Origin of the sequence: Syntrophomonas zehnderi OL-4 (assembly GCF_000983115.1) — a bacterium.
Classification (GTDB): Bacteria; Bacillota; Syntrophomonadia; order Syntrophomonadales; family Syntrophomonadaceae; genus Syntrophomonas_B; species Syntrophomonas_B zehnderi.
On sequence record NZ_CGIH01000002.1, the window covers coordinates 94,335 to 110,423 of the forward strand.

The following is a 16,089-nucleotide window of genomic DNA, read 5'->3' on the forward strand; positions in this document are numbered from 1 at the left end:
CCGCCAACATCTGACGAGCCCGGTCGGAGACAATTACCTTATGTTGATGTTTCTTTTCCATGCTCTACCTCATCAAGAATGCTTTCCAAATAGCTGTCCCCTGAAAATATATTACTTTAATATTCAATATAAACCTATTTTTCCTCCCCTAAAATATAAATATGCCATTTACGGGCATGGAAATAACATATTTTTCCTATTTTTTACATTTTAGGGCTTTGGCCATTTTATTATTGTTGCTTTCCGAAATCCATGCAATCCAGGCCCTTATGTGTTGTATTTAGGCCTGGAAATGTAGAATCTAGGATTTTCTATAGAAATTGTATTTTCTGGGGATTATTATAAGTGTATCGTACGAATTACAATTGTGATCACAAGGGGTGAGGTGAATAAACAGAATCAAGTGGAGGAAATTCCGGTTTTTGTGCTATGCGGACTAATTCAGCCCTTTTTGCTCTCTGGTCAATAAATGCCCCTGTTGTGATTATCGCTTTGGGCAATTAATTATTCATGGAAGGAAGTGGATAAGAAGTGTATAATATTAAAAAATATTGGGTAGCTCCTTTAACGATATTTATGGTGTTCAGTTTCCTGATTATTGCTGCACCGTCGGTACCCGCAATGGCAGAACCTCTATATGTAACGACCACTAGTGTTAATTTGCGCAGCCAACCGAATACGTCATCATCAGTTCTCTTCACAATGGCGGAAGGAACAGCTTGTGTCTATCTTGGACAAAGCCAAAACGGATTCTTGAAGGTACAGGCCTGGAACCCGAGCAGCAGTGCGTGGAACCAAGGCTGGGTTGCTACTAATTATGTCAATGCCAGTACAGTAGCCAGTAATCAAAGCGGCTCTGCCAAATTCATTTATGATTCAAACTTGAATGATTCTGGGTATCGAATTTCAGCAAATGGCTTTGTCGTTTATGAAAGCTCTTCCGGAAGTTGGCTTAATCTTCCCTGTTATTCTCTTAGTAATGCTGACTATACAAAGTTTAATAGGTATCACGATAGTGGAGGATGGTATTATGCCCCTGTATCCACTGCATATGTTTATGGCAGATATAAGGTTTCTGGCCCATCGTATTACTGGTTTGCTCTTAATTAATTGATACGTAGGGAGGGATTATTTACAATGATGAAATTTACTAAACGAATTTCCAGAATGCCTATTTTCATATTGGTTATAGCAGTTTTGGTCACTGGGATAGCCTACTACGGAGTTAGCACCCAAGCGCAAGATCCGCCCAAATTGAATTTGGGGAAAATGACCCTGCAGGTAGATCGGGTAGAGTACTATCCAGCTCCGGCATACAATGACCTTCCAGATATCGTTATGATTAATGCACAGTTGTATAACAACGCGGGAAAGGATATCAAAATTGACCCCACTGGGGAGCTTATTTTAATTGGTGCTGGCGGGAAGGAATACTTGATGCCTAGTAACAAACCTGGAGAAATTTTGGCTCCTTTTGATCTTCAAAGGCTCCAGTACTTGCATCAAGACACACAAAAGCTCATTGACATGGGGTTAGCTACGACTGATGAATTGCTCCCAGTTGGTCTTTTACGCTGGGGATTTGGGACTCAAATTGATCGGGAGGATAGAATTACTGCCATATTGTATAGAAACGGTAACGACGTGAAGAAATTGGATATCTCCCAGGTTAAAACGGTGGTACATGAACGTAAGACTGAACTTGGCGAGGAAGACTTCGTAGTCCAGAGAGACCGGGAACTGTACGGGCCATAATGCTTTTAAGCTGACAGTATATTAATAAGGAAACAAATACTCGTCAAGCAGTATCAGGGGTCATTGTACCCCTGATACTAGTGAAATTATTGCAAATATATCAGTGAAATGAAGACAGATATTTGCTCCTATTAACGGGAGGGTACCAGAAGCGTCTCCAACGATATCAGACACATTGTGATTCAATGCTTTGATTGAAATAAAAAGTATGAAAAGGCCGCAAAACCCAACCGGGGTGAATTCTGCCTTACCGGAGGCCACACACCTTACCAGCCGCGGCTGCTGCCGCCGCCGCCTGCGGAACCGCCTCCACCAAAACCTCGGCTGCCACCGAAACCTCCGCCACCAAAGTAACCGCCCCTGCCTGGGTAGTATCCTCCTCCGCCTCCGCTGCGGGGGCCGCCGGATGAACCTCCGCCAGAACGATTAATACGGTATATAATGTATAAAACAATTAATATGCCAATAACAACCGGCCAGGACACGCCATTTTTATTAGCTGCCGACCGCTGACTGGATGTGCCGGTTGAAGCCGGCTGATAGGAAACATCATATTCCGCGGCTACTTCCTTTAATAGTGCATTATAGGTTGTTATAATACCCTGATCATAATTCCCTTCTTTAAAGAAGGGAATTAGATTATTGTCCTGAATCCGTCCCGTCTTGGCATCGGGCAAGGCTCCCTCCAGACCATAACCTACTTCAATCCGGCTTTTTCTTTCTTCCTGGGCAATAAGCAATAAGACCCCGTTATTTTTCTCCTTATCCCCTATTCCCCACCGGCGAAACAGTTCCAGGGAGTATTCCTCCAGAACCACCCCTTCCCCCAAAGCAGGAACGGTAACAACGACAATCTGAGCCCCCGTCTTTTCAGCCAGGTTTTTACTGGCGTCAATAATGGCATTCTCGGTTTCCGGTGCCAACATACCGGCATTATCAAGGCAGTAGAAATTGCTGTCCGGTTGGGGTATGTCCATAGCTGCCAACGTAGGGACCGCAAATACCAACAGTATTATAATACTTATAATCAGCAGCGACTTCTTGCGCACGTTATCATCTCCTGATGAACTAGTAGGCCTGTGCTAGAACTGAACCTGGGGTACCTCCTGGGTACCTTCAGCAGCCTTAAAGTATTCCCGGGCGGTAAAGCCAGCCATATTAGCCACCATATTACTGGGGAATCTTTTAATGCGGGTGTTATATGCCTGCACTGCATCATTATAGTCCTTGCGGGCCACTGTCAGGCGATTTTCAGTTCCAGCCAGTTCATCCGCTAATTGGCGGAAGTTGGCATCTGATTTTAGTTCCGGGTATCTTTCCACCACTACCAGCAACCGACTCAAGGCATCACTCAACTCGGCATCAGCCTGAGCTTTTTCTCCCACGGTATTAGCTCCGGCCAGTTTGCTGCGAGCTTCAGCCACCTGGGTAAATATCTCCCTTTCTTGGGCAGCATAGCCCTTGGTGGTTGCAACCAGGTTTGGTATCAGATCAGAGCGCCTCTGCAACTGGTTTTCCACCTGGCTCCACTTGCTGTCAATGGCTTCATTGGTACTAATCATACCGTTGTACATGGAAACACCTGCTATGAGGACGATAGCTAAAACTGCCATAACGATCCACAAAGTCCGGTTCTTCACTAATTATCTCCCCCTTGGATACACTAAAAATAATACAGTTATATTCTATTATATTTAATTCTAATCCGGCAATTAATATATGCCTTACATCCTATGTAATATATTGCCTTTCCGCCCAAAACATTTTTTTAGGCGAAGAGACACCACCCATGAAAAAGCAGGCCGATTCTATTTTCGACTTTGTGTCGTAAGTGCATAACACCGCGCTGCAAAATTGATGTTATAATTGCCCTGACAGCAATAAAATAATCTTTTACTTCTTCACAATGATCGCAATTTTGATTTAATGGGCCCAGGAAGTAGAGACCCTAAGTATCCTTAGAGTCATCTTTATAGATATCTTCATGCCCGGCTGCAAAGCAAAAGTAAGAAAAACTTAAGGAATAGGTTCGGTTTTTCGTAAGACTCGCTAGGTAGGATTTAACCAAGGCTCACGGGTTTACGAAATTCTAACGAAAGGTGGTGGTATATTTATATGGAGAAACACAGGATCCTGGTGGTCGATGATGATCGGGAAATTGTAAATGCCATCGCTATTAACCTCCAGAATGAAGGCTATGAAGTGCTAAAGGCCTTTGATGGACTACAGGCACTCGATATCATCAGCAACCAGAACATACAGCTAATTATCCTGGATGTGATGATGCCAAAAATGGATGGGCTATCGGCGACCCTGAAGATTCGAGAAGAGAAAAACATTCCCATAATCATTTTGTCTGCCAAATCCGAGGATACGGATAAAATACTGGGGCTTTCCATGGGTGCCGATGATTATGTTACCAAGCCTTTCAACACCATGGAACTTATGGCGCGGGTCAAGTCTCAGTTAAGGCGGTATCTGCGCCTGGGGGATGTCAATGTCGCCAACCGGGCCAACCTCCTGCAATCGGGCGGGCTGTGTTTTGACCTGGAAAGCCGCACCTTAACGGTTGACGGCGAACCGGTTAGGTTGACCGCTACGGAAATGAAGATTGTGGAGCTATTAATGCGCTTTCCCGGGCGCATCTTTCCGGCTGAGGAAATCTATGAGCGGGTCTGGGAAGAGCCGGCCTACCGGGTGGAAAATACGGTTATGGTGCATATTCGCCGTATCCGGGAAAAAATCGAGATAAACCCGAAAGAGCCTAAATACTTAAAGGTGGTATGGGGCATTGGATACAAAATTGAAAAAATCTAAACCGTTTACAGCCTGGATATGTTTTTTTCTGGGTGTTAGTATAATTACTGGCCTGCTTATTAGTGTTTTCATTACGTTGGGGCACTCCAGAGGAAATTGGGATGTTTTGCAAGATCCTTTTATTGATTATAGAGAAAGCATCGCCTTCAAGCAACGGACAGCTGATTATTATGGGCAGCTTTTCTCCCTGGCAGCTGCATCTTCATCTTATGGTGCCAGCTACATTGACGCAACAATAAATTCACTGGATGATGAGGGAATAAATCTAAAGTATTATGCAGTTAACAAAAAAAATAACTTTCTAGTACAGAATATCACATCAAAGCCGTCTTCCCTATCTGATTCAGGAAAGATGCCTGCCTTGCCTGCTGGATATAATTATTTCTGGTATTTTGATGGGCAAAAGCTGCGGGAAATTGACCATGGTAAAGTGATAGACATAAAGAGGCTGGATAGCGTTTATCCAAGGGAATTACTTGATTATTCCTTTAACCGCGCTCCCGCCGGAGATTATTCTGACGTCCAGGTCTTGCTGGCAGTCAGGGATAATCTAGTTAAAAACCCTTACGCTTATTCCAAATACTATGGCGATCAGCAATTCCTGTCTATTATTGGCTGGATTTGCATCGGCCTCCTGGTACTGGGACTGCTGCTGCTGGTTTTTGCAATAATAAATCGTCCCTCCAAGCGCGAGTATGACCGCAAATTAGCCTCCTGGATGGGAAGAATGTGGCTGGAAGTCAAACTATTACTATCACTCCTATTTCTTGTACCCTGGGGAATATTCGGCATTAGATTGTTCCCGGGTTGGGGGGATAATTGGTTTAACCGAGTATTGGGCATAGCCTGGGTAGTCTGTATTATCATTGCTTGCCTCTGGTGGTTTTACCTTATACTCATTGACCTCATCGTCAACCGGCAAAAATTTTTTACCCACAATTTGCTTAACTCCTTTTTAAGCTGGTACCGCAAACATGAAAAAAGGTATCCCTGGCAAAATTCGATGCTGAAAAGAGCCTATATGCTGGTTGGAGCAGAAGCTGTTTTGGCTATAATATCAGTTGTCTTTCTACTAGCAGCTAGCGGTTCTGGCGGATTAGCACTGTTGCCTGCCTTGCTAATAGCCGGTGCTGGTATATACCTCATTTACCGTTATCTAAAGCGCTACGATGAAACTATAAGCGATCTGGGCAGCCTTATGGATCATATTGAGCTTATCAAAAATGGCGATATGACTACCAAGCTGGAAATAGCAGAGGATGCCGACATTTATCCGGCCGTACAAAACCTTAACTCCATCCAGGAAGGTATGGATATTGCCGTTACCGAGATGATGAAATCCGAACGCATGAAAATAGATCTTATTTCCAACGTATCACATGATTTAAAAACCCCGCTGACCTCCATTATCAGCTATGTTGATCTGCTGAACAAAGAAGACGGGCTGCCAGAACATGTAAACGATTACATTAAAATTCTGGCTCAAAAATCAGAGCATTTGAAAAACCTGATTCAGGATTTGTTCGATTTGTCCAAAGCCAGCAGTAATAACCTGCCCCTGGATATGGAAAAAATCGATTTACCCCGTTTGGTTAAGCAGACCCTGGCCGACATGGAAGAGCCGATTGCCGCTTCCGGTCTTGTTTTTAGGGTAAATACGCCTGATGAACCTGTATATATAACGAGTGACGGCAAAAAACTATACCGGATCTTGGAAAACCTAATTATGAATGCATTGAAGTATTCCCTTGCAGGTTCACGGGTATTTATTGATTTAATTGTGGATAGAAATGAAGTAACGGTCACCATCAAAAATACGGCCAACTACGAAATGACCTTCGAAGAAGACGAAATACTGCAGCGCTTTGTTCGGGGAGATAAATCCAGAAGCAGTGAAGGATCGGGACTGGGACTTTCTATTGCGCAAACCTTCACTGAGATCTGCGGCGGAAGTTTTTCTGTAAAAATCGATGGCGATTTGTTTAAGGTTGAACTGCGATTTAAAACAGAGTCTGCTAATTAGGCGTTGTGGGTTTTTAATCCTGCTGATTTGCCAGCGTTTCGAAGTATAATTGTCATTTAAACCCGTCAAACTGCATCCCTGCGGGCGCACAACCAAAGCCAGGTGCATTAAAAAGCACCTGGCTTTTATGTTTTCGGAAATATCCGGGGTATTATTTTCTATTCTTCGTTTTGGTTTCGTTTAATATCTTGCGGACGGATTCTCTACCCCGGGCTTAATGCTGGTATCCACTCCGTTTTTTTTAGCATGGAAAAGCCCCTCAGGCGAAGCCGCGGATACAAAATTGGCAGGCAGCCAGTACATACTCGTTGTATCCGGATAGTAGTTACCGTAATAGCCGGAATCAGTCTGAAGATTTTCCATGAATTTTTGTAACTGCCCATCTTTCGTGTTAAGCACGTACAGGGAACCAGAATCAGCATAATCCAGGCGCAGCAAGACTAAAGTCTGACCGTCAGGCGATAGGGACAACGGGTAGTCAGCTTGAGTACTGTTTGGAGTGCTTAAGGATTGTGCTCCCTTATCAGTATTAATCCATATCTGTTGACCAGGTACCCTCACTTCCTGATGCCTGCCTTCATCCTGCCAGGCTTCATTTTCCACACCCCGGGCGAAAAACAATTTTTGACTGCCTTCAGCCCATATGGGGCGAGTATCAACCCTGTCCGCTTGACCGAGATTTATTACCTGGAATTGGTCATCTTTAATTTGTACCTGGGTTAATTTTTTCCCGCAACTTGCCAAACGATCTCCCCCAAGAATACAAACCAGACTCTTGCTGTCTGATGACCAGGCCAGCCATTCCTGATAGCCCAGGCTGCCACCAACGGTAAAAGGTGCTTGCGGATTCTTAAGATCAACAATCTGTAAACTCATGCCATCCGCATTAAGAGAAGCGGAATTCAAGGCTAGAAAATAGGCCAGATAACGTCCGTCAGGAGACAATATCGGCTTGGCTATTTCGTAAACGAAGATGCCATCACTTTCTTTTCCCGCATCAGCCGCTGGCAAAGTATACAAGCGGCTGATGCGCCCCTGCAAGTCTATCCGGTCAACTGCCGGGAATTCTTTGCTGTTGCGCACCCGGCTAACAGTCAAGCTTTGCCCATCCGGAAACCAACTTAAACCGTTTCCCAACTGATGAGCGTCTGCTTTTAACAAAGTGCTCCGGTGCCATTCTCTATTTTCTAAAGTCAAAACTTCCACGCTTTCCGTCAGGTTGGGAGAGTCATTTTCTTGCTTGACTATATAAGCAATGCTGTTTTCTGCCGGTGACCATACCGGAATATCACCAGCGACCGGTCGCTCATCCACACATCGGGGCTGCTGTCCATCGGATGGAACAATCCATAGCTTATAATCCCCGGTAGATTTATTATCCTCCTGGTGCTGTAGATAAGCCAACCATTGCCCGTCGCGGGACCAGCCAATGATTTGAGCAACCTGGGGAGTAGCAACCGGTTGCGGTTTTGCCCCAGATTTTTCTGCTTCCAGCAACCACAACTGTCCTTCGTGAATAAAAGCTAGGTGCAGGGGCAAGGTTTGGCTGGAAACCTTGTTTGGAATCGGAACAGGTAGGGTCGGACTGCTGATATAGATAGCTCTATTTTTCTCATCCCACTCCACCTTGACACCCAGGGCTTCCAATAATTCTCGGCCCGGAACCGCAATGCCATATTTCCAGGGCTTAAGTCCGCACCTCCAAATATGTTTCTGTCCATCCATTATGTAACTATTACTATCTACGGTCGTAGTCAACTGCCGTCCATTCAAAGCAAACCAGGCCTGGTTATCCCGAATATTAAAACGCAACCCGGGAATACCTTCTATAAGAGCTAAAGGTATCATGCCGACACCGCTTTTAGCATCGATAAAAGCAGTGCTGCCTCGAAATTTACCGTTGCAATAGACTTTTATACCAATGTCTTCAGCATTGGCATAGTAAACTGGACAGCTTACGCTTGTAAAAAAAAGTGAAAGGATAATGATTCGGATCAGCAAACATTTAGGCGGTTTTTTACTTGCTACTTGTACCATTCGATATTCCTTCTTTCAATAATAACTTATCCTAATATACGTTGCTGTGCCGTTAAACTTGCATAATTGCATGGATCACAGAACCGACTTGGGAAATACTAGAGAAGTGAAGCCCTTAAAACAATACTTTATGATAAAATGTATTTAAAAAAAAAGGAGGTAGCCAGATGCAACTCAGTGCACGTAACAACTTAAAGGGAAAAGTAGTCAAGTTGACGCCAGGAGCGGTTAACACCGAAGTACAATTACAACTTCCGGGCGGGGATATTGTCGTTTCTATTATTACCAAGGAATCAGCTGAGAAGTTAGGACTAGAGGTCGGCAAGGAAGCTTATGCGATTATAAAAGCTTCCAATATAATGATAGCTGTTGACTAAAGCCAGCCAGGGGGCGGATCGAGTCAGCGCAAGATTTTGGCTAGATTAAGAAGGAATTTTCTGCCTGGAGGGAGTAAGACCTTGTATTTAGGGATAATCTTTGGTCTCTATGTACTATTAACCATAGGACTCTATCACATCCTGGTAGTAAAACTGGAGGAACGTTTCGGGGTATGGCCCTGGAGCGTTTTCCTCTTGATTGGATTGCTGTGTATATACTTCTCCTGGCAGAGTTCAGGGGAAGCCCTGTCCATGTGGTGGGGTTATAATGCTTTTTTAAACCTGTGGACAATTAAGGAGATGTTTGATCAGCCCGCGCGGCGGCTGAGCAGGCACTAATCACCAGCACGGGGACGATCATTTGGCCTGACTAAACCCAGGAGAACCGCCCCCGTGTTTTTTTAGTGCACCAATTCTGGGGCGGTGCATATGCTACTATATAGTGTATGAATTGTGTACGTTATTTTTACAGGAAGGAGTGTAATTAGTGTCCCAGAAAATCAATGCTTCCCGGGTGGTAGTCAAGGTTAATAATAATTCTCCCGCTGCTAAGGATAAATCTAAAATCCCCCAGAACCGAAGATCTGCCCGGACAAATACGGGACCTGCGGTTATGCCGCCATCCCCCCCCAGTCAACCCCCATCAGACCGGACTATACCCCAGTCCAATCGGCGCATGACCCGCAACCAACCTGGTAATCAAGGAATTCCCCTGGAAATGTTTAAACAGCGAGCTTCGCCTTCTTCGTTACAGGCAACTCCCGGGGTTAGAAGAAGAGTTTCCCCGCCTGCCGGGTTTGCGGTTCCACCCGCTGACCAAATGCCAGCACCCGCAAGCAAGTACCGCGCGCCTTTCCCTGATCTTCCGTTGGTTGCAGATGTTGCCAACAGTCCGGAACCGCCAGAATATGACGAGGATTATAACGAGGATCTGCCTGCTTACCTGTTAAGTCAAAAATATTTTGGAACCAGGTTTTGATTACATTGCCAAAGCTTTACTACCCTCCTGCGCTAAAAAAGCTGCTTTATAGGCAGCCTTTTTAGTGCGATATAATTTTTAAATAGATCAATGGGTCATCACGGTGTCATCCGTGAAAAAGCAGTCATCACGAAACAAGGGAAAATCTTTTGTTTTGATGTTATGCCATTTATAGATTGAACCGACAATATAGCGTATTATCGCTCCTATCACTATTTCCGACCTCCCCGACGTTTTACATCCTTGCGGATTTCCTCAAAGCAAGCCTCGTCAACGGTTCCCGCTTCGCGGAATATCGCTACTGCCTGCGCCATTACTGTATAGTTTAATTTTGTTCCTTCGCTGTCGGCCAGATAGTCAACCGCTCTGTCAGGTGTAATCCCAAAACGTCCTGCAGTTTCTACTGCATCGATATTCGCACCAAGGAAGATAAACTCCCAGCCATATTTAGTTTTTTGTCTTTCAATCTGTGCCTTGACCTTTTCGGCAGAGTATTCACTACTGGAGTTTTCTTCGCCATCTGTAATAATCACGAACATTACCTTTTCGGCGCGATAATCCTCGGCAGTGTGCTTCTGCGCATTACCAATTTTGTGAATCGTACTGCCGATTGCATCAAGAAGTGCAGTCGAGCCGCCGACTTGATACTCCTTTTCAGTAATAGCACTGACCGCCTTAAGATCGATACGATCATGAAGCAGTTCGTAGTTGTTATCGAACAACACCGTTGTAATAAGGCATTCGCCCTCTACGGATTGTTGCTTTTTAAGCATTGAGTTGTATCCACCAATGGTGTCAGCTTCCAAACCGCTCATCGAGCCGCTTTTGTCGAGTATAAATACCAGTTCCGTTAATCCTTTTTTCATTGCCATGTCCTCCTTAAGTTTTATTGTGACTTAAGGATAACAATTTCGGCAGGGCGGCCGGTCGCTTGAGAAGCGACAAATACGATTCATTAGATTCCATAATGTATTACAAACTTATTTTTTCTTTAGCTTCCTCCAAAAGAACGATGATATCTGATGCATCATCTTGAAACGCATCCTTTGTTTCTGTGTTAATGATATCAATTAGCAGACTCAAAGACTCAGGAGGGATTATCTTTATACCCCATCTTGCAAATGCCTTTGACGGACGACTGAAACTCACTCCTCATCCCCCCAACAGTGGCTGATCGTACTCGAACAGTACTTCATTGATCTTTAAAACATCGTATTTGCCGTTGGTAATAAAATACTCAACGATAACATCGAACTTTACAGCGTGGGAAAGCGCATATCCCGCCCGCTCCAAGAGGTCATCGGTTTCGTCGAGCGATAACTCCAGTGCTACAGCAAGGGCTATGGCAGTACGCTTACTTGGCATATAGCCTTTATTGCTCCTAATCTTGGAGAATAATTTGCGGTCAAGGTTAGCCCGTTTATAAACTTCTACATCCGTCATTCCCTTGGCATTAATCAGTCGCAGAAGCATCTGGGAGAAAGGTTCATCAAGATTTCCGACCAAATCATCAAGTGGCACGCCAACGGATGGAGCGAGCATCTCTTCAAAAATAGGCTTATTGTAATTATTAACATCCTTGTCACCTTTGAATAAGGCATCCCGCTCCACATCAAGCAGTTGTCTTCGATTAATTTCGTTAGTCTTAATATAATGCTCATCAATGTAGCTTTCGACTGCTCCGAGCAGTTCACGGCTGATGGAGAATGCGGCCTTATCATACACCACAAGAGTCACATCAAGGTCATGATCTATAAGAAAATTATGAATTGCCGATGTAGCCACTTGAAGGGCTTCGTCTTTTGGGTATCCGTAAATCCCGCTTGAAATCAATGGAAACGCTATGGTTTCACAATCATTTTCAATGGCTCTCTTCAGCGAGTTCGTATAAGCGGAACAGAGATGCTGCTCGTTTTGCTCCTTGTTCCATTGTCGATAGACGGGACCTGCTGCGTGGATAATGAACCTAGCAGGCAGACCGAATCCCGGTGTGATAACCGCCTCGCCCGTCTTAATAGGAGCGAGCTTATCACAGGCAGCTTGAAGCTGAGCCGCTCCTGCCGCTTTGAATATGGCTCCGCAAACACCACCACCCATTTGCAAATCAGTGTTGGCGGCATTGACGATGGCGTCCGCTTTTATTTTTGTGATGTCCTGCCGGACAATGGTAAATGGCATTGCTAATCCCTCCGTTCAATTGGTTTTATTGGATTTTAGCACACCTTCGCTATCAAATTGGCAATGCTGCTATCATAATTTCTTAGGTCGATGAAAGAAACATAAACATTGACATTGTCATCTGATACATACTTAATTCCATCCCTGCTTACGTTGTCAGAAAGCGGATAGAGCAATATAATACTGTCCGCATCATATTTCTTGCTGTAAGCGTACATTGGGTACATATCGGCGGCTGCCGGTAAAGGCTGCTCCGGTTAACGCTCAGCTGAAGGCCTGCCGGGCAAGGCTGATTTGATGTTTGCCAGGCTCCGCCATGGCTTTGCGTACTTCGACCGTACTACTTGAGGCCAGTTTTTTTTGAGCCAGTCAATCTCATAGGATTGCTGACCAATGATCTGTTGATAACGGGATTCTTTTTCCTCCATCTCTTTCCTGAGTTTCCCGGCCTCGTCCTTGTTATGTTCGAAGACCATAGCGGCATTCTTGATAAAGTCGCTCTTCCACTGGCAGAGCATCTGTGGATTTAACTGGTACTTGCCGGTCACCTGGTTCAGGGTGGATTTAAAGGCCGGGTAATAAATGAGCTTCTCCAAGATGACCTTACAGCCATGCTACCCCTGCCGGCTAAACCATTTACGATCGGCCGTATGCAGAAATTATCGGCCAACAAATACGGCAAAGTCTGTGTTGATACAAACATATATTCCGCATCACCCCAGGTGGCAAATAAAGAACTATACATGCGGCTAGGTGCCCATCAGGTGGAACTATTAAACGAACAATACCAGCCTATCGTAAAACATAAACGATTATATGGCCAGAATCAGGAACTAATGGATTGGCTGCCTTACCTAATTACACTGGCCAAACGCCCTAATGCTTTGAAATATACCGGATTTTATCGTGAACTACCTGACCCCTGGCAGGACTATTTTAATAATCTGGATTACGCGGAAAAAAAGAAGAGCCTAAATCTTTTGGTACGTATGATAACCGAAACAGATATGGATACAGCAACCATATGCTTGCTGGAGACATTAGATTCCGGCAAAGCAGATGCTGACAGTATCCTGTTAAGCTACCGCCGATTAACCGAACCAACCTTTAATGATTTTTTGCCGTTATTATCTGCCGGCATAAATTCACCGGCAATATATACTCCTGATCTGACCTGCTATGATACTTTCCTGAAAGCAGGTGAGTGCAGATGAAAGAATTGATTAAAGACTATTGCAAGCAATTACGCTGGGGAAACAGCATAGTACAGAACTATGCAGATATTAAGGCTGATACCCACGAAGAGTTTCTGGCTAAACTTTTAGAAATAGAGGTTAAGGGACGGGAATTAAACCGTAAAAACCGTTGTTTAAGACAAGCCGGTTTTGATGTAATAAAAACCTTTAATGGCTACAGTTTTGATCATATTGAGATACCGGCATCAATACCATTAGATGATTTGAAAACTGCAGTCCTCCTAAAAAACAGGGAAAACCTGATTCTATATGGCCCGGTGGGAACGGGCAAAACCCATATGGCTACCGCCATCGGTGTAGAAGCTTGTAATCAAGGAAAGAAGGTGGGATTTTATAGAACATCAACCCTGGTCAACGAGTTAAATGATGCCCAAAACGCTGGTAATCTGGGCAAAATGCTAAAGCAACTGGCGAAGCTGGATTTACTAATTTGCGATGAATGGGGTTATATTCCCCTGGATCGCCAGGGTGCACAGCTACTCTTTCAAGTAGTAGCTGATTGCTATGAAAAACGCAGTATTATTATCACTACCAACTTAGAATTTAGTAAATGGAATGGCATATTCTACGATGAGAATTTAACCAGTGCGCTTATTGACCGCTTAATCCACCATAGTCATCTACTGGTTTTTGGTGGACAAAGCTACAGACTTACACATTCCACGATCAGGAAATAATGGAAACTGGGGTGCTGGATTTATTTTTTGCCGTCTGATGTATTTTATACTTGCCAAACACAACTACATTAGCTGTTATAGTAGCATTACCCTGTGGGTATATTTTATCCCGCTATAAAATACCAGGTAAAGTTATTTTAGATACTTTAGTTGATATTCCTATTATACTACCCCCCTTAATAAGTGGGATTGCCTTATTAATTTTTTTCGGACCTATATTGGGCAATTCCTTAGCCAAAATCGGTATTGATGTAGTGTTTAGCAAACTGGGAGTTGTAGTAGCCCAATGGTTTGTAGCTACTCCTTATGCGATTAGAACTTTTCAACAAGCTTTTAACAGTATAGATCCACGTATGGAAAAAGTAGCTAAAACCCTAGGTTATTCTCCTGCCCAAGTATTCTTAAAAGTTACTATTCCTTTAACTAAAATGGCTTTAGTCGGTGGAATAATGATGTCTTGGGCTCGTGCTTTGGGAGAATTCGGTGCTACTGCTATGCTGGCAGGAATCACAAGGATGAAAACGGAAACTTTATCTATAGCAGTCTTTCTAAATATGTCTATAGGAGATATGAATTTTGCTATTGCGACTGCTATTGTTATGCTATTTTTAGCCTTATCTTTATTAATAATTGTAAAAACTCTAGTAAAAAATGAGGTCCAACTATGATAACACCTTTATTTCAAGTTTCTAAATTAGATGTTAAAGCTGGTAAATTCGCCTTACAAGATATTACTTTTTCCTTAAATAGCTCAGATTATCTTATAATCTTAGGTCCAACTGGTTGCGGTAAAACTATGCTTTTAGAAACTATTGCAGGACTTCGCAAACCTACTACTGGCAAAATAATGCTTCAAGGTGATGATATTATTGCTTTTCCCCCAGAAAAACGGGGGATAGGATTTGCTTATCAAGATAGCCTGCTATATCCTTTTTTGACTGTAAAAGAAAATATCCTTTTTGGGGCTAAAGCAAGAAAAAAGGATAAAGACCACTCTACACTTAAAAGATTAAATAACTTAGCTGAAGCTATGCAAATTTCTCATTTACTAAAACGCTATCCCCATTCTCTAAGTGGTGGCGAAAAACAACGCGTTTCCTTAGCCAGAGCAATTTTGATTAATCCGCCTATACTTTTATTAGATGAACCCTTATCTGCATTAGACCCCCAAACTCGCTATGTTATACGTGATTTGCTTCGTGAAATCCACTTTAGAGAGGAAATAGGAATAATTCATGTTACCCATGATTTTAATGAAGCCTTACAATTAGGTACTCATTTATTAGTAATGGATAAAGGTAAAATCTTGCAACAAGGAAGCCCGCTAGAAGTTTTTAATCAGCCTAATTCTTTATTCGTGGCTAATTTTTTACAATACGAAAATATCATCCCTGGAAATTACACAACAAAATGGTTCATTATCTTTTGCTAATCAAGAAAGAGATTGGATAATCAGTCCCTTACCCAAAAAGAAACATATGGACTATAATAATAAAAAAATAAATCTTGCCCTTCATGCTTGGCAAATAAAAATAGCTAAAACAACTGATGTATCTTCTAACCTGCCAAACCATTGGCAAGCAATAGTAAAAAAAATAATATTACATGGTACCCATGTTGAGATAACTTGCCAAGGGAAAGGATTATGGAATATAAACACATCTAGAAATGAATGGGAAAAACTAGGGTTACAAGTTGGCTCTATAGTAACTTTATCAGTAAATACAGATGATGTTCACCTAATATATTCATAGTTTTTTCGTAGCTAATGGTGTCAAGGGTGTCAGAAGAACCGTCCGAGATCACTGAAAAAGCAACCCTTTTAAGCCGCCCTGGCGGCTACCCACAGCCCATCAGGTAGGTTAATCTGTAACCGGCAGGATAAAAACCTCAAAATAAACGAAGATAACCCTTTTGAAGCGGATACCAGTTTGGCTATCCGCTTTAAGTTTACCGCCAGGGCTGTTAGTTTGGCCTGAATGCGGATGCT

The 16,089-nt window shown here is 43.3% G+C and carries 21 protein-coding genes and 1 pseudogene; 12 read left to right on the forward strand and 10 right to left on the reverse strand.

Annotated elements, in window-relative coordinates; genetic code table 11:
• Positions 1–531 precede the first annotated feature (531 nt).
• A complete protein-coding gene (locus AAV90_RS14300) occupies positions 532–1,110 on the forward strand; it encodes an SH3 domain-containing protein (RefSeq protein WP_076982580.1) in 579 nt (192 codons plus the stop codon).
• A 27-nt stretch (positions 1,111–1,137) separates the two neighbouring features.
• The gene (locus AAV90_RS00480) at positions 1,138–1,755 is read left to right on the forward strand and encodes a hypothetical protein (RefSeq protein ID WP_046494660.1); all 618 of its coding nucleotides are present in this window, start codon (positions 1,138–1,140) and stop codon (positions 1,753–1,755) included.
• Positions 1,756–2,021: 266 nt separating this feature from the next.
• Here AAV90_RS00480 and AAV90_RS00485 read toward each other — a convergent pair whose 3' ends face one another.
• Entirely contained in the window at positions 2,022–2,804 is a 783-nt protein-coding gene (locus AAV90_RS00485; RefSeq protein ID WP_046494662.1) for a TPM domain-containing protein, read from the reverse strand.
• Between the two features lie 33 nt (positions 2,805–2,837).
• Entirely contained in the window at positions 2,838–3,368 is a 531-nt protein-coding gene (locus AAV90_RS00490; RefSeq protein WP_046494712.1) for a LemA family protein, read from the reverse strand.
• A gap of 502 nt (positions 3,369–3,870) precedes the next feature.
• Between AAV90_RS00490 and AAV90_RS00495 the strand changes: the two genes are divergently transcribed.
• A complete protein-coding gene (locus tag AAV90_RS00495) occupies positions 3,871–4,572 on the forward strand; it encodes a response regulator transcription factor (protein ID WP_046494663.1) in 702 nt (233 codons plus the stop codon).
• The gene (locus AAV90_RS13860) at positions 4,547–6,595 is read left to right on the forward strand and encodes a sensor histidine kinase (RefSeq protein WP_052729499.1); all 2,049 of its coding nucleotides are present in this window, start codon (positions 4,547–4,549) and stop codon (positions 6,593–6,595) included. Before AAV90_RS00495 ends, AAV90_RS13860 begins: the two co-directional genes overlap by 26 nt.
• Before the next feature lie 180 nt (positions 6,596–6,775).
• Here AAV90_RS13860 and AAV90_RS00505 read toward each other — a convergent pair whose 3' ends face one another.
• Positions 6,776–8,632, reverse strand: a complete 1,857-nt coding sequence (locus tag AAV90_RS00505) for a hypothetical protein (RefSeq protein ID WP_046494666.1) — start codon at positions 8,630–8,632, stop codon at positions 6,776–6,778.
• Positions 8,633–8,799: 167 nt separating this feature from the next.
• On the opposite strand from AAV90_RS00505, the gene AAV90_RS00510 reads away from it, so the two are divergent.
• From AAV90_RS00510 to AAV90_RS00520, 3 genes are all read left to right on the forward strand, one after another.
• Entirely contained in the window at positions 8,800–9,009 is a 210-nt protein-coding gene (locus tag AAV90_RS00510) for a TOBE domain-containing protein (protein WP_046494668.1), read from the forward strand.
• A gap of 81 nt (positions 9,010–9,090) precedes the next feature.
• On the forward strand, positions 9,091–9,348 hold the full coding sequence (locus AAV90_RS00515; protein WP_046494669.1) for a DUF4491 family protein: 258 nt from the start codon (positions 9,091–9,093) through the stop codon (positions 9,346–9,348).
• A gap of 148 nt (positions 9,349–9,496) precedes the next feature.
• Positions 9,497–9,988, forward strand: coding sequence for a hypothetical protein (locus AAV90_RS00520; protein WP_046494671.1), 492 nt, complete (start codon positions 9,497–9,499; stop codon positions 9,986–9,988).
• A gap of 87 nt (positions 9,989–10,075) precedes the next feature.
• On the opposite strand, the gene AAV90_RS15560 is transcribed toward AAV90_RS00520, so the two are convergent.
• The 6 genes from AAV90_RS15560 to AAV90_RS00535 all read right to left on the reverse strand — a co-directional run bounded on the left by AAV90_RS15560 (position 10,076) and on the right by AAV90_RS00535 (position 12,762).
• Positions 10,076–10,201: a hypothetical protein gene (locus AAV90_RS15560; protein ID WP_278279287.1), complete on the reverse strand. Its 126-nt coding sequence runs from the start codon at positions 10,199–10,201 to the stop codon at positions 10,076–10,078.
• Positions 10,201–10,854 (reverse strand): vWA domain-containing protein, encoded by a 654-nt coding sequence (locus tag AAV90_RS00525; RefSeq protein WP_046494674.1) that lies wholly within the window; start codon positions 10,852–10,854, stop codon positions 10,201–10,203. Before AAV90_RS00525 ends, AAV90_RS15560 begins: the two co-directional genes overlap by 1 nt.
• 106 nt (positions 10,855–10,960) lie before the next feature.
• Positions 10,961–11,137 (reverse strand): hypothetical protein, encoded by a 177-nt coding sequence (locus AAV90_RS14735; RefSeq protein WP_157609448.1) that lies wholly within the window; start codon positions 11,135–11,137, stop codon positions 10,961–10,963.
• Between the two features lie 3 nt (positions 11,138–11,140).
• Complete coding sequence (locus AAV90_RS00530) at positions 11,141–12,166, reverse strand: macro domain-containing protein (protein WP_046494676.1); 1,026 nt, start codon at positions 12,164–12,166, stop codon at positions 11,141–11,143.
• 35 nt (positions 12,167–12,201) lie between these two features.
• A complete protein-coding gene (locus AAV90_RS14740; protein WP_157609449.1) occupies positions 12,202–12,393 on the reverse strand; it encodes a hypothetical protein in 192 nt (63 codons plus the stop codon).
• A gap of 30 nt (positions 12,394–12,423) precedes the next feature.
• On the reverse strand, positions 12,424–12,762 hold the full coding sequence (locus tag AAV90_RS00535; protein WP_052729500.1) for a hypothetical protein: 339 nt from the start codon (positions 12,760–12,762) through the stop codon (positions 12,424–12,426).
• Between the two features lie 15 nt (positions 12,763–12,777).
• On the opposite strand from AAV90_RS00535, the gene AAV90_RS00540 reads away from it, so the two are divergent.
• From AAV90_RS00540 to AAV90_RS14745, 5 genes are read left to right on the forward strand one after another with little or no spacing between them, the layout of a single operon-like run.
• A complete protein-coding gene (locus tag AAV90_RS00540) occupies positions 12,778–13,380 on the forward strand; it encodes a Mu transposase domain-containing protein (RefSeq protein WP_198142785.1) in 603 nt (200 codons plus the stop codon).
• Positions 13,377–14,099, forward strand: a complete 723-nt coding sequence (gene istB, locus AAV90_RS00545) for an IS21-like element helper ATPase IstB (RefSeq protein ID WP_046494679.1) — start codon at positions 13,377–13,379, stop codon at positions 14,097–14,099. Before AAV90_RS00540 ends, istB begins: the two co-directional genes overlap by 4 nt.
• Before the next feature lie 50 nt (positions 14,100–14,149).
• Positions 14,150–14,767: an ABC transporter permease gene (locus AAV90_RS00550; protein ID WP_046494681.1), complete on the forward strand. Its 618-nt coding sequence runs from the start codon at positions 14,150–14,152 to the stop codon at positions 14,765–14,767.
• Positions 14,764–15,531: an ABC transporter ATP-binding protein gene (locus tag AAV90_RS00555; protein ID WP_052729501.1), complete on the forward strand. Its 768-nt coding sequence runs from the start codon at positions 14,764–14,766 to the stop codon at positions 15,529–15,531. Before AAV90_RS00550 ends, AAV90_RS00555 begins: the two co-directional genes overlap by 4 nt.
• A gap of 46 nt (positions 15,532–15,577) precedes the next feature.
• Positions 15,578–15,853: a hypothetical protein gene (locus AAV90_RS14745; RefSeq protein ID WP_157609450.1), complete on the forward strand. Its 276-nt coding sequence runs from the start codon at positions 15,578–15,580 to the stop codon at positions 15,851–15,853.
• Positions 15,854–15,921: 68 nt separating this feature from the next.
• Here AAV90_RS14745 and AAV90_RS14750 read toward each other — a convergent pair.
• A pseudogene (locus tag AAV90_RS14750) lies at positions 15,922–16,089 on the reverse strand (IS5/IS1182 family transposase); the annotation flags it as partial.